The following is a 21,688-nucleotide window of genomic DNA, read 5'->3' as shown; positions in this document are numbered from 1 at the left end:
CGTCGCGGGCCGCGCCGCGGCCGGCTACTTCCGCGCCGAAATGGCGTGCATGCGGCCGGCGGCCCTGTCGTGATCCACGACGAAGCCGATCCGCTGCAACGCGGCGACCTGAGTCGCGGGCGACAGGCGCAGCTTCCGGTAGCTGCTCTTGTGAAGCACCCAGCCCGCGTCTTCGCGGACGTGGATCAGGTCGGTGACCACGACGCCGTCGGGTTCGTAGTCGAGCACGCACGTCATGATGCGCGTGTCGTCGGCCCGAACGGGTATGAAACGCTCCAGCCCCGCCAGCTCCCGCGAGAGGTCGCGAAACGTCAGGACCAGGCGCCCGCCCGGCTTCAGCGCATCGTAGGCGTCGCGGTACAGCGCCAGGACATCCTCGTGCCGCTCCAGATGCGTCAGCGTATCGCCCATGCAGACGATCGCACCGGCCGAGCCGCGCTCGACCAGCGCGGGCAGGTCGCGCAGATCGGACAGGACGGGTTCGACGCGATCGCCCGGCGCGGCCGCGGCCAGTTCCGCGAGCAGATCCCGGCTGGTGTCGACGGCGATCACGCGCTCGTAGCCGAGCGTCAGGAGCGCGACCGACTGATATCCCGGCCCGCACCCCAGGTCGACGGCGATGCCCGCCGGTTCCGCGCCCAGGCCCAGCGCCGCCAGCAGCGCCGCCTGCTCGGCCGCCTTGTCGGCCAGGGTCGCCCCCTGCATCCACGAATAGTGGGCGGCCAGCAGGCCGTCGTAGTGGCGCGTCACCGGGTTCACGGTACGGCCTTCGGCGTTGTCGTCAATTGAATGGTTCATCCTGAACTCGCGTTGTCCCCGGAAGGTACGTCGTGTATTCCTGCACGGGACGGTCGATGCCCCGTCCGCCGTTCGAAGCCTGCCCGCGCGCCACGCCGCGGGTCGACCGATGCCGGCCGACGGACGTCTCCCGTCGCGGCCCGCGATCGCCGATCAGGGAATGTAGCCCGGATCGGCATTGCAATGGCGCAAAGCCGCTTTGCGCCGTCCGGCATTTCGCCGGAACGCGTTGCTCGCGAGAATGCGGCGGTTGCCGGCCATTCGTCGCCGCGTCGGCGGCCCACGCCCATGACCTCTCTCCCCCCTCGACGGCCACGCGTCACGTCGCGTGGCTCGATCCCACGCTCGTCTTCCGGATGGCCGTATGCGCCGGCGGCGCCGTCGCCGACAACGACTACAACCGGCCGCTGCTGCCCGAGATCGCGCACGCCTTCGGCGCGCAGGCGCTGACGCTTGCGGTCGGCTTCGTCGCCAGCGCAACGCAGATCGGCGATGCGATCGGCCTGTTCTGCATCGCCCCGCTCGGCGACCGGTTCGAGCGCAAGCGCCTGACGCTCGCGCCTTACGTCGGCCTCGGCTTGCACGCGCTGTACTCCGGCGCGCATTCCCTATAATATCCAATCGACCGACCGACGGTCAATTCAATCCGCACCCGTCGCCCGCACCGCTCACGCCTGCCGACCTCCCGATGAATGCCTGCCCGTATCGCCCGACCCGCCGCCCGTCTCCGTCGAGGCGCGCATGAAGAACCGGCGGCGCTATCTGCTCGCCCTGCTGCTCGCGGGCTTCATGACGATCTTCGATCTCTTCGTGGTGAACGTCGCCATCGTCAATATCGAACGCACGCTGCATGCGAGCTACCTCCAGCTCACGCTGATCATCGTGGCCTACGAGTTGTCGTTCGGCATTTTCCTGATCCCGGGCGGACGGCTCGGCGACCTGTGGGGGCGCCGCGGCGCGTACCGGATCGGCATGCTGCTGTTCACGCTCGCGTCGGTCGCCTGCGGGCTGGCGGTCGACGCCGGCATGCTGATCGCCGCCCGCTTCCTGCAGGGCATGTCCGCCGCGCTCCTGTTTCCGCAGGTCTACGCCAGCATCCGCGCGGATCTCGACAGCGCGGACGCGCGCAAGGCCTACGGCTACCTCGGCATGGCGCTCGGGCTCGCGGCCGTCGCGGGCCAGGTACTGGGCGGCCTGCTGATCTCGATCGACTTCCTCGACCTGCAATGGCGCACCATCTTCTTCGTCAACGTCCCGGTCGGCGTCGCGGCGCTGTGCCTGTCCGGCCCGCTGAACGCCGCCCGGGTCCGGCCGGCGCAATCGCTGGACTGGCTCGGCATTGCACTGTCGAGCGTCGGGATTTCCGTGTCGCTGCTCCCGCTGCTGATGATCTCGGCATGGGGCTGGGGGATCCGGAGCAGCGCGCTGCTGCTGGCGGGCGGGCTCGTCCTGTACTGCTTCGCCCGTCACGAGCGCCGCTACGCGCGCAGCGGCCGCGCGCCGCTGGTGGACATGGCGCTGCTGCGCGACCGGCCGTTCCTGAAGGGATCGCTGCTGGTGATGTGCCTCTATGCGACCGCGGGCTCGTTCACGCTCGTGTTCTCGATTCTGCTGCAGTCCGGCCTGCGCATGAGCCCGCTGCAGGCCGGCATGACCTACGTCGCCACCAGCATCGGCTTTTCGCTGTCCTCCGTGCTGATGCCGAAGCTGGTCGGCCGCCACGGCGCCCGGCTCGTCTTTCTCGGCGCGGCGCTGTATGCGGCGAGCTTCGTCCTGTTGACGATCGTGGTGCTGCATGCGCCGATCCGCACGCGCCCGGGCCTGCTCGTGCCCGCGCTGTTCGCGCTGGGGCTCACGCAAGGCATGGTCATGACGCCGCTCCTGAACATCGTGATGGCCAACGTGCGCGACGCGTTCGCGGGCATGGCGGCCGGCGTGCTCGCCACGTTGCAGCAGGTGGGCGCCGCGTTCGGCGTGACCGCGGTGAGCACGATCATGCAGGTCGCGCTCGGGACGCTGTCGGGCCATGGGCCGTTTCTCCCGCTTCGGAACGCGTTCGCGTGCAGCATGCTGTTCAATGTCGCGGCGGCCGCGCTCGCCGGCGTCCTGCTGCGCTCGCTGCCGGCGCAGGCGCAGCGCGCCTGAGGCAGCGGCCCGGCGAGGCCGGGCGGGTGCGCCGCATCGGCGCGCGGGCGGCCGGCGGCGCGGGTTTTCATGCACAATGCGTCACCGGCGCGACGGCGACGCCATGGGCGCGAACCGGCTCATGACCTAGACTGCTACCTTTTTCAGGCACGCTTCCGAACTGCAAGATGAGAAACAAGACCCCCCCGCGCCAGCACGGACCGCACAAGACGCCGCGTACCAAGCCAGCCGAGGTCCGCCTGGACGAACTGATGGCGGCTGCGGAGAAGCTGTTCCTGGAGCAAGGCGTCGAGGCCACGACGATCAACGAGATCGTCGAGCTGGCCCAGGTCGCCAAGGGCACGTTCTACCATTACTTCACGTCCAAGAACGAGCTGCTGGAAGCCATGGGGCAGCGCTACACCGCGCAGTTCCTCGCGCGTCTGAAGCTTGCCGTCGACGCGTGCGCCGACGACGACTGGCTGGACAAGCTGCGCACCTGGATCCGCACCAGCATCGAGGCCTACGTCGACACGTATCGCACGCACGACATCGTCTATACCAACCATCATCATCACGACCGCAACAATGCCGAGAAGAACGCGATCCTCGACCAGTTGCAGGCCATTCTCGAAGGCGGCACGCACGCGCAGACATGGACGCTCGCGCAGCCGCGCATCACCGCGCTGCTGATCTATGCGGGCGTGCACGGCGCCACCGACGAAGCGATCGTGGGCCGGACGACCGATCGCGCCGGATTCGCCCGCGACGTCATCGCGGTCTGCCTGCGCATGGTCGGCGTGACGGACGACAGCCCGCCGCCCGCACCGCGCCGCCGCGCGCGCCAGCCGGCCGGCCGCGCCTGAGCGCCCGCGCCGTTCGTTGACGCGCCCCCGGGCGCGGGCGGCCCCGCAGCCGCCCCGTCGCCCGCGACCGGCCATTACCGGCCCGCCGGCACACGCGCCGCTGCCCGCCGTGCGACGGGAAAGTACAGCAACACGCACGCGATCGACACGCACACCGCGCCCGCGCACGCCATGGCCAGCCCGAAGCCGCCGGCCATCGCCGACCGGTAGAGCCCGGCGAGCCCCGCCTGCGGCGCGGACAACACGTGGTCCAGCACCGCGCGCCGCGCGAGCCCCGCGGGATCGGGCGCGCCCGCCGCCGCCGCCGACGCGGTCAGTTCGCGCACCGCGCGCACGCTCATCACGCTGCCCAGCAACGCGATCCCCAGCGTCATGCCGGTCTGCCGCAGCGCGTTCATCGTGGCCGACGCCATGCCCGAGGACTCCGCGGGCGCCAGCCCCATGACCGTCATGCCGGTCGCGGGCACCGCGAGCCCCATCCCGAGGCCCAGGACGGCCAGCACCATCCCGATCGCGGCGGCGGGCGTCCAGGGCGTGAAGGACGCCATCGCGCACATCGCCATCCCGACCAGCCCGTAGCCCGCCGCCATCAGCCACTTCAGCGACACGCGGGCGGCCAGCCGCCCGAACGACAGCGACGTCGCGGCCATCACGACGAACTGCGGCATGAGCTGCCATCCGGCAAGCGCCGGCGTGCTGCCGCGCGCCTGCTGGAGATAGAGCGACAGGAAGAACAGGCTGCCGTACGCCGAGAAGCCGAGCGCGAACGACGCCACGTTCGCCAGCGCGAGCGCGCGATCGCGAAACAGATGCACCGGAAACAGCGGGCGGCGCACCCGCGTTTCGACCCAGACGAACGCGACGAAGCCGGCCAGCGCGATGCTCAGCGGCACCATCACCTTGCCGGGCGACGCGCCGTGTTCGCCGATCTCGATCAGGCCGTAGCTGAGCATGCCCAGCCACACCATGCTGAGCGCCTGCCCCGCCGGATCGAACGCCGCATGGTCCGGGTGCTTGCGCTCCGGGATCCCCCACGCGCCCAGCAAGGCCGCGACGATCCCGAGGGGGACGTTCACGAGAAACACGCACTCCCAGCCGACATGCTCGACCAGCAGCCCGCCGAGCAGCGGCCCCGCAATCAGCGCGAGCGCATTGAACGCCGACCATCCGCCGATGGCGCGGGCGCGCCGGCGCGGGTCGGGAAACGCGTGCGTGAGGATCGGCATCGCGCCCGGGATCAGCAGCGCGCCGGCGATACCCTGGATCGCACGCCCCCACAGCAGCGTGTCGAGGCCGCTTGCCGCCGCGCAGGCGATCGATCCGGCCACGAACAGCAGCACGCTGCCGAGCCATACCCGCTTGTGTCCGTAGCGATCGCCGAGCGGGCCCGCCGACAGCATCACGGCCGACAGCGCGATCGCATAGACGTTGACGACCCATTGCAGCCCCGCCAGATCGGCATGCAACGCCGACTGCAGGGTCGGCAGCGCGACGTTCACGATGCTGATGTCGAGAGAGGCGAGAAACGTTCCCAGATAGGCCGCGGCCACCAGGGCATGAAGACGATATCGGTACATGTCGGTCCCGGTCGGAAAAGGTGCTGCGTTCAACCTTCGTTCATCACACGCCGCGCCACTGACCGACCATCGGTCAATGACGCGGCACAAAAAAAGCGGCGCGTCATTCGCCGCAGGCCATCGCGCGCACGAGCGCATCGACGCTCGGCGCATGCGCCAGCACGTCGACCGCTGCCGCGATCTCCCGCTGCCCCTTCCGGAACCCGGCGCATGCCGATTGCGTGCAGCAGGTCCGGAACTTGTCGAGCAGCTCCGCGGCTTCCAGCGGATGCTCCGGCCAGCCCTTCCCGTACGCGGCGTCGACGGTGAAGGGCGCGCCGTGCGGCCCCGCGACGATCACGCGGCATTGGTCGAAGCGCTCGAAATCCGGCCGCTCCACCAGCTCGATGCGCTGCGCGAGCGCGACGACCGCCGCGTCGCGCGCGGCATCCGCATCGAATTCGCGGGGCGTCGCCCGCCCGCGCAGCAGCGCGTTGGCGGCGACGTAGCGTGCGCTGAACTGCGCGTCGATCTGCGCCGTGGCCGACGGCGCGTAAGGCGCGCCACACACCATGCGCATCGTGGGCGAAGCCTCGATGCGGATCGTGCAGGCGTCGAGCGGCAGCCGCAGCACGGCGTCCCTCGCGGCCAGCAGCGTCTCGGTCAACGCGAGCAGGATGCTGCAGTGGGGGTAGGCCTTGAAGCAGGTTTCGCCGCGCCCGAGGAAGCGGGTTCCCAGCTCCGCGTCGAGCAGCGACAGATCGGGCTCGCCCGGCGCATAGAGGTTGAAGAAGCCGTTTTCGCCGGCGAGTATCCGGCGCGGCCCGGTCACGCCGGCCTGCGCCAGCATGACCGCCTCGATCGCGTGGCGCGCGACGAACCCCTGCCCGAAGCGCACGGCCAGCACCTTGTCCTGGTAATGCTGGAACGTGCCGATGCCGAAATCGAACGCGAGCCCCAGCGCGTCGACGTAGCGTTCGGCCGGCAGCCGCAGCAGCCGCGCCGCGATGACCGCGCCCGAGAACAGGCCGAGCACGTTGGAGTCGAACCCGCGATAGAAGAAGCCGTTGGCCTGAGCGGCGCGATTGATGCGCAGGCCGATATCCTGGCCCACCGCCAGCGCCGCCAGCATCTCCCGCCCGCTGGCGCCGGTCAGCTCCGCCATGGCGAACGCCACCGGCAGGTCGGACGAACCCGGGTGCCAGCCGGGCGACACGACGTCGCAATAATCCAGCGCGCGCGCACGCACCGCGTTGACGAAGGCGGCCTGGCCGGCGGCCAGCCGCAGGTCGGAGCCGAGCACGCTCGCCTCCCGGCAGCCGCTGTAGCGCTGCGCGAACGTAATGGCCTGCGGCACGCCGGCCGCATCGTAGCCGGCGGCCACGCAGGCCAGATGATCCAGAAGGCGCAGGCGCTGGAACGCGATCGCGTCCGGCGGGACATCCGCGGCCGCGATCGACGAAGCGGCGCTCGCGAGCGCGTGGACAGGGTCGGCATGAATCATGTCGGAATCCTCTCTATGACAGGTGAATGGATGGCGGGGCAGCGTCGCCGCACGGGCCGTCGACGACGACATGCAGTTGCCCCTCGGAGCAAGGTTCGATGCGGGCCCGCACGCCGTAGACCCGCGCCAGCAGCGCGGGCGTGATGACGTCCCGCGGCGCACCGGACGCCAGGACGCGCCCCGCGTGCAGCACGGCGACGTGGTCGGCGAATCGCAGCGTGTGGTTCAGGTCGTGACTGGCCATCAGCACGCACAGCCCGTGCTCGTGCGCGAGCGAGCGCAGCAGCGCCAGCAGCTCGAACTGGCGCTGCAGATCGAGCGCGCTGGTGGGTTCGTCCAGCAGCAGGATGCGCGGCGCGCGAATCAGCGCCTGGGCGATCGACACCAGTTGGCGCTGCCCGCCGCTGAGCGTGCGCAGCTCGCAGCCCGCCAGCGCGTCGATCCGCAGCCGGCGCAGCAGCGCGGCCACCGCGTCCAGCTCGTCCGCGGCGATGCGCCAGCCGCCCTGCTGCCGGCACGCGACCAGCATGAGCTCGAGCACCCGCAACGCGGCGCCGGCGAAGATGTCCTGCGGAACGAACGCCGGGCGGTTCGGATGCCGGGGCGGCCAGCTCGCCACCGGGCGGCCGTCGACTTCGATCGCGCCGCGCCCGTCGAGCGCGCCCGCGATGCGCCTCAGCAGCGTGGATTTGCCCGCGGCATTGGCGCCGAGCAGCACGGTCAGGCTGCCGGCGGGCAACGGGCCGAGGTCGACCTGCTCGAGCACGGTGCGGCCGTCGAGCGTCGCGTCGACCTTCTCGATGCGCAGCAACGCCATCACCGCCTCCCGTTGCGCACGATCAGCGCGAAGAACAGCGGCACGCCCACCAGCGACGTGACGATGCCGATCGGCACCGTCTGCCCGGCCAGCACCACCTTGCTGGCCACCGACGCCGCCGACAGCAGCGCGGCCCCGCACAGTGCGGCGGCCGGCAGCAGGAAGCGCTGGTCCTCGCCCACCAGCATGCGCGCGACGTGCGGCCCGATCAGGCCGACGAAGCCGATGGCGCCGACGAACGCGACGCAGACGGACGCCAGGAAACTGCTCAGTACGATGGTCCGCAAGCGCAGCCGCGCGACCGGAATGCCCAGCGCGCCGGCGCGGGCGTCGCCGAGGCGCAGCGCCGTCAGCGCCCAGGCGTTGCGCATGAAGGCGACGAAGGTCAGCACCAGCGCGCCGGCCATGATGGCGACCCGGATGCCGTCGGTACGGGCGAGGCTGCCCATGCTCCAGAACACGACGGCCGCGAGCGCCTGGTCCGGCGCCACGTACTGCAGCCCCTGGAGCAGCGCCGTGAACGCAAACACCAGCGTGGTCCCCAGCAGGACGATCAGCTCGCTGCTCATGCCGCGCCAACGCGTCACGCGATCGATCAGCAAGACCGCGCCCATGGCCACCGCGAACGCATTGACCGGGATCGCATACGGGACCCACGCGGCCGGCAGCACGCTGACACCCAGCACCAGCCCGAGCGCCGCGCCGAAGCTGGCCGCCGCCGACACCCCGAGCGTAAACGGGCTCGCCAGCGGATTGTTCAGCACGGTCTGCATCTGCACGCCGGCGACGGACAGGCTCGCGCCGACCACCAGCGCCGTCAGCGCCGCCGGCATGCGGATGTCGCGCACCACCACCCGCACGGCGTCGCCGGCATCCGCGCGCCAGAGCGACGCAAGCACGTCGAGCGCCGGGTAATGCGCCGGCCCCACCGCCAGATCGGCGGCGCAGCACAGCAGCGCCAGCAGGGCCAGCAGCACGAGCCGCAGCAGGCGGCGGCGCACCAGGCCCGCGTACAGCTGCCGCACGCCCGGCGCGGGCCGGGCCGCGTCCGGGTCGCTTGCCGGCCGGCTGCCGTCGGGATTCGCGGGAACCGCTTGCGTGTGCGCCATGTCACCACCGGTACGAAAGCGTTGCGTTGACGACCCGGTCCTGTCCGATGAAGCAGTACATCTCCGACGTGCAACTCGCCACGTAGGAGCGGTTGGCCAGATTGCTCACGTTGAGCGAGAGCGTCGCGTCGCGCCCGATCAGGCGGCCGAGATCGTAGCTGGCGGCCAGGTCGAACAGCGTGGCCGACGGGACGCTGAACGTATTGCGCGGATTGCCCCAGGTCGCGCCGAGATGGCGCACGCCGCCGCCGATGCGCAGCCCGGCGAGCGTGCCGCGGAAACCGTAGTCGAGCCACGCGCTGGCGGAATGGCGCGGGGTCCCCGCGGGCGTCTTGCCTTGATAGAGCGAATCCCTGACCAGGCTGCTGTCGAGGTAGGTATAGCCGGCGATCAGGTTCAGGTCGCGCGTCAGCCGGGTGACCGCCTGCAGGTCCACCCCGCGCGCCCGCAGTTCGCCCGCCTGCGTCCAGTAGCCGAGGTGCAGCGTGTCGCTCGACCTGACGTTCGTCTGGTTGATCTGGAACAGCGCGACGGTCAGCAGCGTCGCGCTGCCCGGCGGGTGGTACTTCACGCCCACTTCCACCTGCTTCGCCTCCACCGGCACGAAGGCGTTGCCCTTGTAGTCGACGCCCAGTTGCGGATCGAACGACGTCGCGTAACTCGCGTAGGGCGCCACGCCGTTCCCGAACACGTAGCCGAGCCCGACGCGCCCCGTCCACCGGCTGTTTTCCTGCCTGCCCGACTTCCAGACCGGCGAGTAGCTGCGCGACGTATCGTCGGTGCGCGAGCGGTCGTACCGGCCGCCGAGCGTCAGCCGCCAGCCGCCGTATGCGATCTGGTCCTGCGCGTAGACGCCGATGCGCTGGAAATCCTGCCGCACGTTGTACGGCCAGTTGAGCTGGCTGTCGCTGAAATCCGGCGTCGCGTGCGGCCGATAGTGGACCGGATCGTACGGATCGAACGGTACCGGCGCCATCCGGTAGGAATCGCTGATCAACCGCCCCTTCGCGTAATCGACGCCCATCAGCAACCGATGGGCGAGCGCGCCCGTGCGCACCGTGCCCGCCACGTTGTTGTCGAACTGGAACGTATGCGAGCTGGCCGGCGCGAGGCCGTAGGTGCCCTCCAGCCACAGATGCCCGCCCCGGTCCCGATACCCGTAGATCGACGTGCGCCGGATGTCCGAGTTGACGTACATGTAGCGCAGGTTGCTGTTGAACTGCCAGCCGTCGCCCAGCCGGTACGTCAGCAGCGAGCTGACCGAGTCCTGCTTGCGCGACGACCCCTCGAAATCCATGTCGGTGTAGTTCCGGTTGCGCTGCACCTGCGGGTAGCGGCTGCCGTTCAACCCGAGCGCGGTCGCGGGCAGGCTGTTGTAGTCCGGCATCTCCGGCTCGCGCACGTGCGTCGCCAGCACGGTCCACGACAACCGGTCGTTCGGGCGCCAGGTCAGCGCGGGCGCGAGATAGACACGCTTGTGGCGCACGTCCTCCACCTGCCCGTCGTCGCTCAGGCCGGTGCCGGTGAAGCGGTACAGGAGCGTGCGCCCGGCGTTCAGCGGGCCCGTGCTGTCGACGCCGATCTGCCGGTGCCCGTAGCTGCCCGCCTGCAGCACGATCTCGTGCTCGGCGTCGCGCTGCGGCCGGCGGCTGACCTGATCGATCACGCCGCCGCCGGTACCCTGCCCGTACAGCGCGGAGGCCGGCCCGCGCAGCACTTCGATGCGCTCCAGCGTGTAGGGGTCGATCTGCGGCGTCCAGGTCGACGTGTTGCTGATGACACGCAGACCGTCCAGGTAGTAGTCCGCATCGATTCCGCGGATGCGCGTGAGGTCGAGGTGCGTTCCGAAGCCGCCGTAGCTTTCGCTGTTGACGCCGGCGGCGTAACGCAGCGCCTGGCTTGCGCTGCCCGGCTGCTGCTCGTCCATCAGTCGGCGCGTCACCACGGACACCGATTGCGGCGTGTCCAGCACGGACGTCGGCGCCTTGCCGCCGACGCTGGACGTTTCCGCCACGTAACCCCGCTCGGGCCCGCTGCCGTCCGTCACGCGCTGCCCCGTCACGGCGACGGCCGGCAGGGTGGCGGCCTCCTCCTTGTCACGGATCGGCGCGGCCGCCGCGCCGGTTCCCGCCTCCGCGTCGGCCTGCGCCCAGGCGCCGGTCACGCCGGTGCAGGAAGCCAGCGCCAGCGACAGCGCGAAACCGTGGTGCGAGAGGGCCCGGCGGCCGGGCCGGGCGCGTCCGCCCGGCGGACAGGATCGGATTCGGAAATGACGTTGCATGGGTTCGGGTGTGGTGTCGAATCAAAGGATCGTTCGTGACGGACGGCGACGCAGCCGGGCATCGATGCCGCCTGCCGGCGCGCCGCCTCAACGGGACGCGCCGGGCTGCGCCCCCCTTCGCACGACCGCGGAAGCGAAGGAGACGGCCGGAATTTTCATCGACCGACCGCCGGTCGATGTGAATGATAACCATTTTTATTTACGGCGCAAGAGGCAACCGTGCATTTTTCGGAACGGGAGAAAGTCATTTGACCGACCGACGGTCAATGTGTGATGATTCGCCCCGTTTCACGCGCACCCATGCGCGACGAGGCCGGGCCGGCGCATCGACCGGCCGCGTCCCGCATGCGATGCGCGTCCACCGGAGGCTGCCGGACGACCGTGGCATCGCGCGCCGGCCCATTGTCGGGAGACGAGAACTTGACTCACCCTTCCCCGCCGCGCCGCACGCTGCTGCACGGCCTGCTTGCGTCGGCGCTGCTGATGTCCGTTCCCGCGGTACGCGCCGCCGCCGGACGTACCGTCATCGAGGACATCGCCGTGCGCACCATCGCCATGCGGCGCCCGGTGCGCCGCCTGCTGCTGGGCGACGGCGCACTGGCGTACGTGTTGCCGTTGCTGCGTCCGAACGCGCCGTTCCAGGATGTCGTCGGCTGGGGCGAAAACTTCCGCAACGCCGATCTCGACGGCTACCGTGCGTATCTGCGGCGCTTTCCGGAAATAGGCAGCATTCCTGCATTTCCCGGCGGCACGCCGGAGACGCTGAGTGCGGAGCAGGCGATCGCACTCGCGCCCGATGCGGTGCTGCTGAACCTGAGCTCGCGCGCGGCCGCCGCATCGTCGGGGCTGGAAACGCACCTGGCGCGCGCAGGGATTCCCGTCATCTACCTGGATTTCCGCACGCCGCTGTCGGCCAGCACGGCGCGCAGCGTCGAAATCGTCGGCGAACTGCTGGGATGCGAGGCGCGCGCACGCGAATTCCTCGCGTTTCGCGACACGCAGATACGGCGGGTGACGGAGCCGGTTCGAACGATCGCATCCCGGCCGCTCGTCATGCTCGAGCGAGCGGCGGGCCTGTACGGCGATTGCTGCCTCAGCTACGGCCACGGCAACTTCGGCGCACTCGTCGACGCCGCCGGCGGCGAAAACCTCGGCGACCGGTTCCTGCAACGGCGCTTCGGCGCGCTGCATCCGGAACAGGTCGTCGCGTCCGGGCCGGACGTCGTGATCGTCACCGGGGCCAACTGGTCGCGCTATTCGCCCGCGGGAGACTGGGTCAAGCTCGGGCCGGGCGCGAACCTCGCCGAGAGCCGCAACCGTCTCCGGCGGCTCATGACACGCCCCGGTTACCGCACCTTGCGCGCGGTCGCCGCCGGGCGCGTGTACGCGATCTGGCATGCGTTCTACGACAACCCGTACGACTTCGTCGCGCTGCAATGCCTGGCCCGCTGGCTGCATCCGGAACGGTTCGCGGATCTCGACCCCGACGCCACGTTTCGCGAGCTGCACGAGCGGTTTCTGCCGGTGCCCTATCAACCCGGCTACTGGGTCGGCCTGGGCGTGGCGTAGTGCGCCATGCCCGCCGATACGAAAAAGGCCCGGCGCACTTTCATGCGCCGGGCCCCCGAGGCCGGACGGAAACGTCGCCGGCGTTACTTGCGGTCGAGCGAATACCGTCCCGGCCCCGTCAGCGCGAGCAACAGCAGCCCGCCGATGATGCTCACGTTCTTGTAGAAGTTGATCATCGCCATGTACTGCTCCATCCCTTGCAGCGCCCAGTAGCGATGGCCGATCAGCGCGGTCGCGAGCGTATAGGCGGCGAACACCACGGCGAGCGGGCGCGTGTAGAAGCCGACCGCGATCAGCAGGCCGCCGGCCAGCTCGACCGCCACCGCGATCACGGCGGCCAGCTCGGGCGCCGGGTTCCCCGTCGACGCCATGTACGCGACCGTGCCCGAGAAGCCGTTCAGCTTCTGCCAGCCGAACAGCACGAACAGGATCATCATCAGCACGCGAGCGGCCAGCAGCAGCTCGTCCTTCTTCGATTCCAGCGAAATGTAACGCATCGCAATCACCCTTGAATTGACGGTTTGGTGCATTCGCGGCCGATGCGCGCCGCATCGGCGCGCCAGGTCGGCAGCGAATCACGCGTCGCGCAATCGGACAGCAGGCCACATGGCCCGCCGCCGAAGAATCCATCCGTTCGCGCCTTCCCCTGCGCGCTCCGGATCGGTTCTGGCGAAGCACGGGTGCAGTCTACTGTCCCACCAGAAATCATCAATCCGTCAAAACATGATTGGCTGTCTCGCCAAAGTGGACAATTGGAGGCGGCGAGTCCGGCAGGCAACGGCCGGCGGACCCTGCAAATTCCCCGATTCCGTGTTTCAAGAAAATGAAACGCGCCGATTCTTTCGCGTAATCCGATTGAATCGGATTTACGATCGCCAATTGACGCAAATCGGCCGAGACATTGCATCGCGGCCGCCATTGCACAACCGGTTCGATATGCGAGTCGCGCAAGACCCGCTTCATTTCCGCAATTCGACCGGTATTGCAATGCGCGGCGTAATTGACTTCAGGTGAAGACACCCGGCCCGGATTCTGGCCCGAAAACAGGTATTGGAAAACGAAAACGCTCGACGGGCAGGCACATGATGTCGGACGCGCGGATATCGCCAGGCGCACAAGGGTTCCGGCGCAATGCCAGCCTGCCGGTGCGCGCTGCGCGCATTCACCGGCCGTCGCGGTCCCGAACGCTATCGAGCAGTACGGGCGGGAGATTTCCCCCCATTTCCGCCCCTGGAAAATCTCCGATAGCGGCGGCGATCCCTGAATGGATTCAAAGGGGGCAGCGTGTTTACGGCAAAAAATCGCAAATCTTTAGCGTGTGTTGATTCACTGCGCTTCCGGCTACATTTTTCATAATAGCCATTACAAAAAATTACCAATTAATACCGGATTGATTATACGATAGCGCACGTTCTTACGTTTTCCCGACATTCCCGTGTACCCGGAACAAGTCGCAGCGGAGGCGGCACGCAGGCGAATCGCCGCGAGGCCGCCCGGATCGCCTCGACGGCCGCGCGCCACGGGATCGCATTTCAACCGGAGATCACCCATGGCAACGAATTCGGCTGTGAACACCAGCGCGACCGCAAACAGCCTGATGCAACAGGCGGCGCAATCGATCATCAACGGCTCGACCGGCAATTCGTCGATGGACGTCGGCACGCTCGTCAAGACGCTGGTGAACGCGAAGACGGCCGGCCGGGTCGCGGCGCTTGCGTCGTCGCAGGCCACCAGCTCGACGCAGATTTCCGCGTTCGGCGCACTGTCGTCGGCGCTGGGCGCGCTCGAGGCGAGCCTCACGTCGCTGAAGAACGGCGGCCTGCAGTCGACGTTCAACGCGACCGCAAGCGGCAAGGGCCTGACCGCCACGGCCGGCGTGGGCGCGGTCGCCGGCACCTACACGGTCGGCGTCACGCAGATCGCGACCTCGCAGGCCCTGGCTTCGTCGGGCTTCGACGGGAGCAAGGCGCTCGGCACCGGCACGCTGACGCTGTCGCTCGGCAACCAGTCCTTCAAGGTCGAGATCGGCAGCAACAACAACACGCTGTCGGGCATCGCGGCCGCGATCAACAACGCGTCGGACAACGCCGGGATCAGCGCGACGGTCATCAACGGCACCGACGGCGCCCACCTCGTGCTCGCCTCGACGAAGACGGGCTCGGCGAACGCGATCAACGTCGCGGTGGGCAACCTGTCCGGCGACAACGGGCTGTCGAGCCTCGGCGTCACGTCCAAGGCCGACACGTCCGGCGGCGCGTCGACGATCGAATCGGCCAACAGCGCGGCCGCATGGCGGCAGAGCACCGCCGCCCAGGACGCGAAGTTCACGCTCAACGGCATCGCATCGACCAGCGCGAGCAACGCGGTGTCGGGCGTGCTGAACGGCGTCACGCTGAACCTGTCGGCGGCCGCGGTCAGCGCCACCGATACGCAGACGCTGACGGTCAGCACCGATGCGAAGGCGCAGGCGTCGACCATCACGAATTTCGTGAACCTGTACAACACCGTCGTGAAGACGATGAGCACGCTGACGAGCTACACCGAAGGGGCCAGCTCGCAGGGCGCGCTGATCGGCGATTCGACGCTGAACACGATCCGCAACGCGCTCGCATCGACCGTCTCGGTCGGCGTCGCCAACGACGGCGGCAACGGTCACACGAACCTGATGTCGATCGGCATCTCGCTCGAGAAGGACGGCACGCTGAAGATCGACACCGCGAAGCTCGACAACGCGCTGGCCACCAACCAGTCGGGGGTCGCGCGCCTGTTCAACACGACGAACGGGATCGGCACGCGCATGGCCGAGCAGATCGCGCCGTTCACGAAGAAGGACGGGATGATCGATGTGCGCACGAAGGCGCTGAACGCCGACCTGAAGCGCGTCACGCAGCAGCAGGCGGATCTGGCCGACTACTCGTCGCAGCTGACCAAGCAGTACCAGGCGCAATTCACGGCGCTCAATACGCTGATGGCCAAGATGAACTCGAACACGCAGTACCTGACGCGTCTGTTCGGCGGCGCCAACAGCAGCGGCACGCTGGCGAACAAGTAACACGAACGGGCCGCGCGATCCACGCATCGGCGGCCCCGCTCGGCGAATCGGCCGCCGCGCGCGGCATCCCGTCCGGCGCCGCCGGTCATGCCCGGCGGCACGCAGGCGCCCGCCGGGTTCGCAGCCCCCGTTCGCGCCAGCGCGGCAGGCTCTCCGCCTGCGGTTCGCCCGCCTTCGGGCGTGCCGTCCCGTCAGCCGAGCCCTTCCACACGATCGGCGAACAAATCGATCGCACGCGACACCTGACGCCCGAAATAGCTTGGCCGCTCGCGCTCGTAGGCGCGCAGCAGCGACGTGCATTCGCGCTCGGCCCAGCGCCACACGGGGCCCTGCTTCGCGAAGGCCGGATGGTCGTGCAATTCGGCCGGCACCGCGTGCTCGTCGTCCCAGCCCCAGAAGTACGCCCGGTACGCGCGGGCGAACGGCACCCCCAGATTGCTCGCGACGGTCTCGTCGTGACGCAGCGTAAAATCCACGATCTCCTTGCGCGTGAGGCCGCCAACCTCGTGACGCGCCTCGATCCAGCAGTGGTATCGCGCCAGGTGCGACAGATGGCGCGCCGTGCGACGCCGCTCGCGCGTCGTGCACAGCGCGTACAGGTTGCCCTCGCCGAAATCCAGCACTTCGCCCCCCGCGTACGGCCGGTAAGGCTTGCCGGTCAGCAGCGTCAGCACCTGCGCGCCGACGATCGCGTAGTCGGCGCACCGCATGTAGCCGCTGCGCGTCGTCGCGTCCGACACGCTCCGGTGAACGGCCTCGTCGATCACGGCGTGCAGCATGGCATCAACCGGCGTCGCCAGGATCGGCTGCGGGCTTGTCGTCGTCACTTGTTGCATGGGAAGCGGATGCGGAGTCAACGGTTCGTCGGTAAAAAACGCTGGGCGGCATAATATTACGAATCGTTACAAGAAACGACGGGGGGGATTGATCAGATTTGTGTGCTTTTGTCGTGCTGCGTACACACGCGCAGAATGGCCGGCAGCGGCGAATCGGAAGGGCATCGCGCGACGGCCCTGCACGCACGGATCGCGAGCGGCAGGCGGGGATGGGGAGCGTCGAGAGAAGGCGCCGCGTGTCGGCGGAGCGCCGGGTGTGCCGGGTGTGCCGGGTGTGCCGGATGTGCCGGATGTGCCGGATGTGCCGGATGTGCCGGATGTGCCGGATGTGCCGGATGTGCCGGATGTGCCGGATGTGCCGGATGTGCCGGATGTGCCGGATGTGCCGGATGTGTCGGAACCGACCTCCCGGCCTCCCGACTGACCGCCCGTCAGGCTGTCAGGCGGACCCGACAGCGCGGTTGAAACAGGCAGCCGGCCGCCGCGCGCCGCGAGATCCCCGCGGCACGCGGCGAGCGTGACTTACCGTGCGGCAATGCGCCGGCGGAAATGCTCGGTGCCGGCCACGATCTTGTCGAGCACCGCATCGAGCGCCCAGAAGCGCTCGCGCACGTCGTAGTCGATCGCGCGGCAACGGATCGATGCGAAGGTGCCGATCCGCTGGTGATAGAGCTTCGCGAGCGCCGGGTACCCGAGCGCCTCCGACACCGCCGAAACGACCAGGAACGTCGAGAGTTCCTCGGCCAGCGCCGGATTCGTATGTGCGTGCGTGCGCAACCACCGGTAAAGATCCGGATGGAAGTTCGTGAATACGCCGTTGAAGCCGGCGGAACCCGCCTTCATCGCATCCCACGCAATCGCGGCGTTCGCGTTCAGGATCTTCAGCGGCGAGCCGTCGGCCAGCGCGACCCGCCGCTTCACCGTTTCCAGGTCGCAGCTCACGTCCTTGAGCATCACGAACCGGCCCGTGTCGATGCACGCACGCAGTTCGTCGTCTGACAGGAGCCGCCGGTACGGCGCCGGGCACTCGTACAGCCCGAGCGGCAGATCCGACGGCAGGCGCGCGAGCAGCCGGTGCAGATGGTCGAGCAACGCCGCACTGCCCCGCCGCTGCGGATCGAGGCGATTGGTCACGAGCACGACGGCCTGCGCGCCGGATTCGGCCGCCGCGCACAGCTCCGCGACCTGCGCATCGAGATCGTCGCTGACGTGCCCGGACGCAACGACGGGCACGCGTCCGGCCACCCGCTCGACCACGAAACGCGCGAGCGCCGCGCGCTCGGCCAGGCTCAGGAACTGCATCTCGCTCGATTGCGCGACCGCGAACAGCGCGTCCGCGCCGTGCGCCAGATACCATTCGACGAGGCGTTCGAGCCCTGCGTAGTCGATCGCGCCGGCGTCGTCGAACGGCGTCAGCATGACCGGGACGATCCCCTCGATGGTTACGTCCGATTGCTGCGGGTGTTGCATCTGTTTCTCCTTCCTTCAGTGAATGCGGGGGGCGGGCCAGGCGCTCAGGCCGGCAACGGCCCGGGCGCGCCGTTCGCGGCCTGCTCGGGAATCGGCTTGCGCACCAGCAGCAGGTAGGCCATCGCGCCCGCGAACGCGATCGCCGCGGCCGTCAGCAGCGCCGGCACGAACGACCACGTCTGCGCAATGAGGCCCGTCAGGATCGGCGCGAGCGCGCCGCCGATGAAGCCGCCGAAATTCTGGATCGCGCCGAGCGACGCGACACGGCTCGGCGGCGCGGCCGCCGTCGCGAGCGCCCACGAGCAGGCCGATGCCGCGTTGGCAAGAAAGATCACGACCGAAATGCATGCGAGCGCAACCGTGTTGCTCTGCACGAGCGCGGCCGGGATCGTGAACGCAACCATGCCGAGCATCGCGACCACCACCGCATTGCGCCGGCTCACGACCGGCGAACGGCTGCGGCGCGTGACCAGATCCGACAGCCAGCCCGCCACCAGCGAGCCGACGAACCCGCACAGGAACGGCACCGACGCGGCAAAGCCGGTGCGGATCAGGCTCATGTGCCGCTCCATCGTCAGGTAGCCCGGCAGCCAGGTCAGGTACACCCAGTTCAGGTACACCGAGCCGAAATAGCCGATCAGCATCCCCCAGGTCGACCCGTGCGAGAACAGGCTGCGCCATTCGCCGAAGGTCAGCTTCGGCGCCGCGACCGCAGCGGGTGCGTCGGCGTCGAGATAGCTGCGCTCGGCCGCGGTCAGTTGCGCGCGCACCGGGTCGCGATACAGCGCAAACCAGACGAGCGCGACGACGAGCCCGGCCGCGCCGGTGACGATGAACGCCCAGCGCCAGTCGAACGACGCGACGAGGATCGACAGCAGCAACGGCGCGAGCGCGGTGCCGAGCGGCGATGCGGCATTGAAGATGCCGGTCGGCGTGCCGCGTGCGCGCAGCGGAAACCAGTTGCTCACCACGCGCGCGGCCGACGGGAACTGCGGCGCCTCGCCGATGCCGAGCACGATGCGCGCGACGATGAACCAGCCGAACGTCGACACGATGCCGCCCGCCGCCTGCGCGAACGACCACACGATCAGCCCGGCCCCGAGCAGCCGGCGCGGGCCGACCCGGTCGACCAGCCCGCCGACCGGGAACTGGCACAGTGCATAGCTCCACGAAAACGCCGACAGCAGCAGCCCCGTCTGCGCGAGCGACAGGCCGAGATCGCCCCGGATCGCCGCGCTTGCCACGGCCAGCGTGCCGCGATCGAGATAGTTGACGATGCCGCTCGCCATCAGCAGCGCGAGCGCGATGCGTTGCCCGCGCCGGATGCGCGGCGGTGCGTGCGGAACGGTTGCGTTGTCGTTCATTGCGTATGTCTCCATGTCACTGGTGTCGGCCGGTTCCGGCCAGTCCGTCTCGTGCGGAATTCAGGCATTCAGGCGCGCCACGTCCCCGCGCGTCGGGATCGAGGTCTGCGCGCCGTGGCGCGTCACGCTGATCGCGGCCGCGCGCTGGCCGAAGCCGATCGCGTCGTCCATCGACGCGCCGCCCGCGCGCGCCGCCGCGAACCCGCCGACGAACGTGTCGCCGGCCGCGGTCGTATCGACGGCGACCACCGCCATCGCATGCAGCCGGCCGTTGCCCGCGCTGCCGCGCCAGCAGACGCCGCGCGCGCCAAGCGTGACCAGCACGTTGCCGACGCCCCGCCCGCACAGCGCATCGGCCGCGCGCACGGCCGACGCGTCGTCGCCGACGGCGATGCCGGTCAGCGATTCGGCTTCGGTTTCGTTGACGACGAGGTAGTCGACCCGTGCCAGCAACGCATCGTGCAGCGGCTGCGCGGGCGCGGGATTCAGCAGCACCGGCGTGCGGTGTGCGCACGCACGGGCGACGGCGTGCGCCACGGCGGCGACCGGCACCTCGAGCTGGCATACGAGCAGCGCGGCGCCGGCGATCGCTTCGCGGGCCGCATCGATCCGGCCGGTATCGACGCACGCGTTCGCGCCGGGCACGACGACGATGCTGTTCGCCCCGCCGCCGTCGACCGTGATCGCGGCGACCCCGGTCGCCGTGCCGGCGACGCGATGCAGGTGCGTCACGTCGATGCGCTCGGCCGCCAGCGCGTCGTGCAGGCGCGCGCCGAACGCGTCGTCGCCGACGCAGCCGATCATCGCGACCGACGCACCCAGGCGCGCGGCCGCGACCGCCTGGTTCGCCCCCTTGCCGCCGTGAACGGTCTGGAAATCCGTGCCGAGCAACGTCTCGCCCGGCACCGGCAGGCGCGGCGCGCGTGTGACGAGGTCGATGTTCACGCTGCCGACGACAGCGATTCGCGGTGGATGAAAGTGCGTCATGATCGAATGTAACCGCTTACATCAACGACGGACAAAATGGCCGAACCGGCCTTCAACGCTGAAAATTTCACGATATGGATAGAATGGATGTCAGGCATCATGCGGAACGACGTCAAGATAGCGCTTACATTCTCACAAGGGCGAACGGGAATGCAAGTGTCGCCACCACGAATCGAGGGTAAACAATGACGCAATTGATCACGCGCGGCGGCGCCGCCGCCCCGCCGGGAGACGGCCGATGAGCACGCCTCCGTCCCGCGGCGGCGCGACCCGGACGCGCCGCGGCAGCGGCCGCTCGGTGCTCGGCGACGTCGCCAGGCTCGCCGGCGTGTCGACCGCGACCGTCTCGCGCGTCTACAACGATCCCGGCAAGGTGTCGGCCGACGTGCAGCAGCGCGTGCGCGACGCGGCGCGCGCACTGAACTGGATTCCGAATGCGGCCGGCCGCGCGCTCGCATCCACCCGCACCCACATCACGGGCGCGATCATCCCGACGCTCGACGACCAGGTGTTCGCGTCGCAGGTCGCGGGCATGCAGGCGGTCATGGCCGGGCACGGCGTCACGCTGTTCCTCGGCTGCTCGAACTACGATCCCGCGCAGGCGCTGGCGCAGGTGCGCGCGATGCTGTCGCGCGGCGTGGAAGCCGTGTCGCTGGTCGGCGAGGCGTATCCGCCGGAACTGTTCGAACTGCTCGCGCTGCATCGCGTGCCGTATGTCGTCACCTACGCGTATCGCGACGACAGCCCGCACTGCTGCGTCGGCTTCGACAACCGCGCGGCGTTCGCGCAGCTCACCACCCATCTGCTGGACCTCGGCCACCGCGATTTCGCGATCGTCATGCAGCCGTCGGCCGACAACGACCGCGTGCAGGCCCGCCTGCGCGGCATCCACGACACGCTTGCCGCGCGCGGGCTCGCGGTGCGCCCCGTGCATCAGCACGAGGGCCCGGCCACCATCGCCTTCGGGCGGGCCAGCCTGCGCGCGATCGCCGGCAGCGACGCGGCGACGCGGCCGACGGCCGTGATCTGCGGCAACGACACGCTCGCGCTCGGCGTGTTGCTCGAGGCGCAGGCGCTCGGCATCGACGTGCCCGCGCAACTGTCGGTCACCGGGTTCGACGACATCGCGCTCGCGCGCGAGATCCAGCCGCCGCTGACGACGATGTGGGTCGACACCGACGCGATCGGGCGCCAGGCCGCGCACGCGCTGCTCGATGCGCTCGAGCACGGCGCCACTGGGGCCGGCCATGCCGTCCTGCCCGAATTGCGGACGCGGGCATCGGCCGCAGCGCCCGCGCGGCCGCTGCCGAAGACACGCGCGGTCGCCAGGAAATGACGGCGCGCGGCGCCCCGCC

General features: G+C 69.5%; 18 protein-coding genes. 7 read left to right on the top strand and 11 right to left on the bottom strand.

Going from position 1 to position 21,688, the window contains the following annotated elements; genetic code table 11:
• Positions 1–24: 24 nt before the first annotated feature.
• Positions 25–798, bottom strand: a complete 774-nt coding sequence (locus tag GQ56_RS0107730; protein ID WP_052007217.1) for a class I SAM-dependent methyltransferase — start codon at positions 796–798, stop codon at positions 25–27.
• 56 nt (positions 799–854) lie between these two features.
• Here GQ56_RS0107730 and GQ56_RS44080 point away from each other — a divergent pair, with 56 nt between their 5' ends.
• From GQ56_RS44080 to GQ56_RS0107715, 3 genes are all read left to right on the top strand, one after another.
• Positions 855–1,412 carry an MFS transporter gene (locus GQ56_RS44080; RefSeq protein WP_152601684.1) on the top strand — a complete coding sequence of 186 codons (558 nt, stop codon included), beginning with the start codon at positions 855–857 and terminating at the stop codon, positions 1,410–1,412.
• 127 nt (positions 1,413–1,539) lie between these two features.
• Complete coding sequence (locus GQ56_RS0107720; RefSeq protein ID WP_031398107.1) at positions 1,540–2,943, top strand: MFS transporter; 1,404 nt, start codon at positions 1,540–1,542, stop codon at positions 2,941–2,943.
• A gap of 167 nt (positions 2,944–3,110) precedes the next feature.
• Positions 3,111–3,788 (top strand): TetR/AcrR family transcriptional regulator, encoded by a 678-nt coding sequence (locus GQ56_RS0107715; RefSeq protein ID WP_052007216.1) that lies wholly within the window; start codon positions 3,111–3,113, stop codon positions 3,786–3,788.
• A 74-nt stretch (positions 3,789–3,862) separates the two neighbouring features.
• Here GQ56_RS0107715 and GQ56_RS0107710 read toward each other — a convergent pair whose 3' ends face one another.
• The 5 genes from GQ56_RS0107710 to GQ56_RS0107690 all read right to left on the bottom strand — a co-directional run bounded on the left by GQ56_RS0107710 (position 3,863) and on the right by GQ56_RS0107690 (position 10,938).
• Positions 3,863–5,365, bottom strand: a complete 1,503-nt coding sequence (locus GQ56_RS0107710; RefSeq protein WP_031398105.1) for a DHA2 family efflux MFS transporter permease subunit — start codon at positions 5,363–5,365, stop codon at positions 3,863–3,865.
• Between the two features lie 103 nt (positions 5,366–5,468).
• On the bottom strand, positions 5,469–6,848 hold the full coding sequence (locus GQ56_RS0107705; RefSeq protein WP_031398104.1) for an MmgE/PrpD family protein: 1,380 nt from the start codon (positions 6,846–6,848) through the stop codon (positions 5,469–5,471).
• A gap of 13 nt (positions 6,849–6,861) precedes the next feature.
• Complete coding sequence (locus tag GQ56_RS0107700; protein WP_052007215.1) at positions 6,862–7,665, bottom strand: ABC transporter ATP-binding protein; 804 nt, start codon at positions 7,663–7,665, stop codon at positions 6,862–6,864.
• Positions 7,665–8,774 carry a FecCD family ABC transporter permease gene (locus GQ56_RS0107695; RefSeq protein WP_081894856.1) on the bottom strand — a complete coding sequence of 370 codons (1,110 nt, stop codon included), beginning with the start codon at positions 8,772–8,774 and terminating at the stop codon, positions 7,665–7,667. The genes GQ56_RS0107700 and GQ56_RS0107695 overlap by 1 nt, the downstream gene beginning before the upstream one ends.
• A gap of 1 nt (position 8,775) precedes the next feature.
• Positions 8,776–10,938 carry a TonB-dependent siderophore receptor gene (locus tag GQ56_RS0107690; RefSeq protein WP_235212658.1) on the bottom strand — a complete coding sequence of 721 codons (2,163 nt, stop codon included), beginning with the start codon at positions 10,936–10,938 and terminating at the stop codon, positions 8,776–8,778.
• A 537-nt stretch (positions 10,939–11,475) separates the two neighbouring features.
• On the opposite strand from GQ56_RS0107690, the gene GQ56_RS0107685 reads away from it, so the two are divergent.
• On the top strand, positions 11,476–12,624 hold the full coding sequence (locus GQ56_RS0107685) for an ABC transporter substrate-binding protein (protein WP_235212657.1): 1,149 nt from the start codon (positions 11,476–11,478) through the stop codon (positions 12,622–12,624).
• A gap of 83 nt (positions 12,625–12,707) precedes the next feature.
• Here the strand turns inward: GQ56_RS0107685 and GQ56_RS0107680 are convergent, their stop codons facing one another.
• Positions 12,708–13,121, bottom strand: a complete 414-nt coding sequence (locus GQ56_RS0107680; protein ID WP_031398099.1) for a DoxX family protein — start codon at positions 13,119–13,121, stop codon at positions 12,708–12,710.
• A gap of 1,052 nt (positions 13,122–14,173) precedes the next feature.
• Between GQ56_RS0107680 and fliD the strand changes: the two genes are divergently transcribed.
• On the top strand, positions 14,174–15,676 hold the full coding sequence (gene fliD / locus GQ56_RS0107675) for a flagellar filament capping protein FliD (RefSeq protein WP_031398098.1): 1,503 nt from the start codon (positions 14,174–14,176) through the stop codon (positions 15,674–15,676).
• 191 nt (positions 15,677–15,867) lie between these two features.
• On the opposite strand, the gene GQ56_RS0107670 is transcribed toward fliD, so the two are convergent.
• Positions 15,868–16,512 carry a hypothetical protein gene (locus tag GQ56_RS0107670; protein WP_031398097.1) on the bottom strand — a complete coding sequence of 215 codons (645 nt, stop codon included), beginning with the start codon at positions 16,510–16,512 and terminating at the stop codon, positions 15,868–15,870.
• 256 nt (positions 16,513–16,768) lie between these two features.
• Between GQ56_RS0107670 and GQ56_RS46450 the strand changes: the two genes are divergently transcribed.
• Complete coding sequence (locus GQ56_RS46450) at positions 16,769–16,936, top strand: hypothetical protein (RefSeq protein WP_235212656.1); 168 nt, start codon at positions 16,769–16,771, stop codon at positions 16,934–16,936.
• Positions 16,937–17,034: 98 nt separating this feature from the next.
• On the opposite strand, the gene GQ56_RS0107665 is transcribed toward GQ56_RS46450, so the two are convergent.
• The 3 genes from GQ56_RS0107665 to rbsK are packed head-to-tail and all read right to left on the bottom strand — an operon-like array spanning position 17,035 to position 20,333.
• Positions 17,035–17,982 (bottom strand): dihydrodipicolinate synthase family protein, encoded by a 948-nt coding sequence (locus tag GQ56_RS0107665; RefSeq protein ID WP_031398096.1) that lies wholly within the window; start codon positions 17,980–17,982, stop codon positions 17,035–17,037.
• Between the two features lie 44 nt (positions 17,983–18,026).
• The gene (locus GQ56_RS0107660; protein WP_031398095.1) at positions 18,027–19,346 is read right to left on the bottom strand and encodes an MFS transporter; all 1,320 of its coding nucleotides are present in this window, start codon (positions 19,344–19,346) and stop codon (positions 18,027–18,029) included.
• A gap of 60 nt (positions 19,347–19,406) precedes the next feature.
• On the bottom strand, positions 19,407–20,333 hold the full coding sequence (gene rbsK, locus GQ56_RS0107655; RefSeq protein WP_031398094.1) for a ribokinase: 927 nt from the start codon (positions 20,331–20,333) through the stop codon (positions 19,407–19,409).
• Positions 20,334–20,571: 238 nt separating this feature from the next.
• On the opposite strand from rbsK, the gene GQ56_RS0107650 reads away from it, so the two are divergent.
• A complete protein-coding gene (locus tag GQ56_RS0107650; RefSeq protein WP_031398093.1) occupies positions 20,572–21,669 on the top strand; it encodes a LacI family DNA-binding transcriptional regulator in 1,098 nt (365 codons plus the stop codon).
• Positions 21,670–21,688 lie beyond the last annotated feature (19 nt).

The organism is Burkholderia paludis (assembly GCF_000732615.1).
GTDB lineage: Bacteria > Pseudomonadota > Gammaproteobacteria > Burkholderiales > Burkholderiaceae > Burkholderia > Burkholderia paludis.
The sequence above is the reverse complement of the archived record's forward strand: the minus strand, read 5'-3'. Positions and strand labels throughout refer to the sequence as shown.

What these genes read in the sequence shown, in the direction of transcription:
- GQ56_RS0107700 (WP_052007215.1), bottom strand. Translation starts at nt 7,665, where the DNA reads ATGGCGTTGCTGCGCATCGAGAAGGTCGACGCGACGCTCGACGGCCGC.
- GQ56_RS0107730 (WP_052007217.1), bottom strand. Translation starts at nt 798, where the DNA reads ATGAACCATTCAATTGACGACAACGCCGAAGGCCGTACCGTGAACCCG.
- GQ56_RS0107695 (WP_081894856.1), bottom strand. Translation starts at nt 8,774, where the DNA reads ATGGCGCACACGCAAGCGGTTCCCGCGAATCCCGACGGCAGCCGGCCG.
- GQ56_RS0107650 (WP_031398093.1), top strand. Translation starts at nt 20,572, where the DNA reads ATGAGCACGCCTCCGTCCCGCGGCGGCGCGACCCGGACGCGCCGCGGC.
- fliD (WP_031398098.1), top strand. Translation starts at nt 14,174, where the DNA reads ATGGCAACGAATTCGGCTGTGAACACCAGCGCGACCGCAAACAGCCTG.
- rbsK (WP_031398094.1), bottom strand. Translation starts at nt 20,333, where the DNA reads ATGACGCACTTTCATCCACCGCGAATCGCTGTCGTCGGCAGCGTGAAC.
- GQ56_RS0107660 (WP_031398095.1), bottom strand. Translation starts at nt 19,346, where the DNA reads ATGAACGACAACGCAACCGTTCCGCACGCACCGCCGCGCATCCGGCGC.
- GQ56_RS0107670 (WP_031398097.1), bottom strand. Translation starts at nt 16,512, where the DNA reads ATGCAACAAGTGACGACGACAAGCCCGCAGCCGATCCTGGCGACGCCG.
- GQ56_RS0107665 (WP_031398096.1), bottom strand. Translation starts at nt 17,982, where the DNA reads ATGCAACACCCGCAGCAATCGGACGTAACCATCGAGGGGATCGTCCCG.
- GQ56_RS0107710 (WP_031398105.1), bottom strand. Translation starts at nt 5,365, where the DNA reads ATGTACCGATATCGTCTTCATGCCCTGGTGGCCGCGGCCTATCTGGGA.
- GQ56_RS0107680 (WP_031398099.1), bottom strand. Translation starts at nt 13,121, where the DNA reads ATGCGTTACATTTCGCTGGAATCGAAGAAGGACGAGCTGCTGCTGGCC.
- GQ56_RS0107705 (WP_031398104.1), bottom strand. Translation starts at nt 6,848, where the DNA reads ATGATTCATGCCGACCCTGTCCACGCGCTCGCGAGCGCCGCTTCGTCG.
- GQ56_RS0107720 (WP_031398107.1), top strand. Translation starts at nt 1,540, where the DNA reads ATGAAGAACCGGCGGCGCTATCTGCTCGCCCTGCTGCTCGCGGGCTTC.
- GQ56_RS44080 (WP_152601684.1), top strand. Translation starts at nt 855, where the DNA reads ATGCCCCGTCCGCCGTTCGAAGCCTGCCCGCGCGCCACGCCGCGGGTC.
- GQ56_RS0107715 (WP_052007216.1), top strand. Translation starts at nt 3,111, where the DNA reads ATGAGAAACAAGACCCCCCCGCGCCAGCACGGACCGCACAAGACGCCG.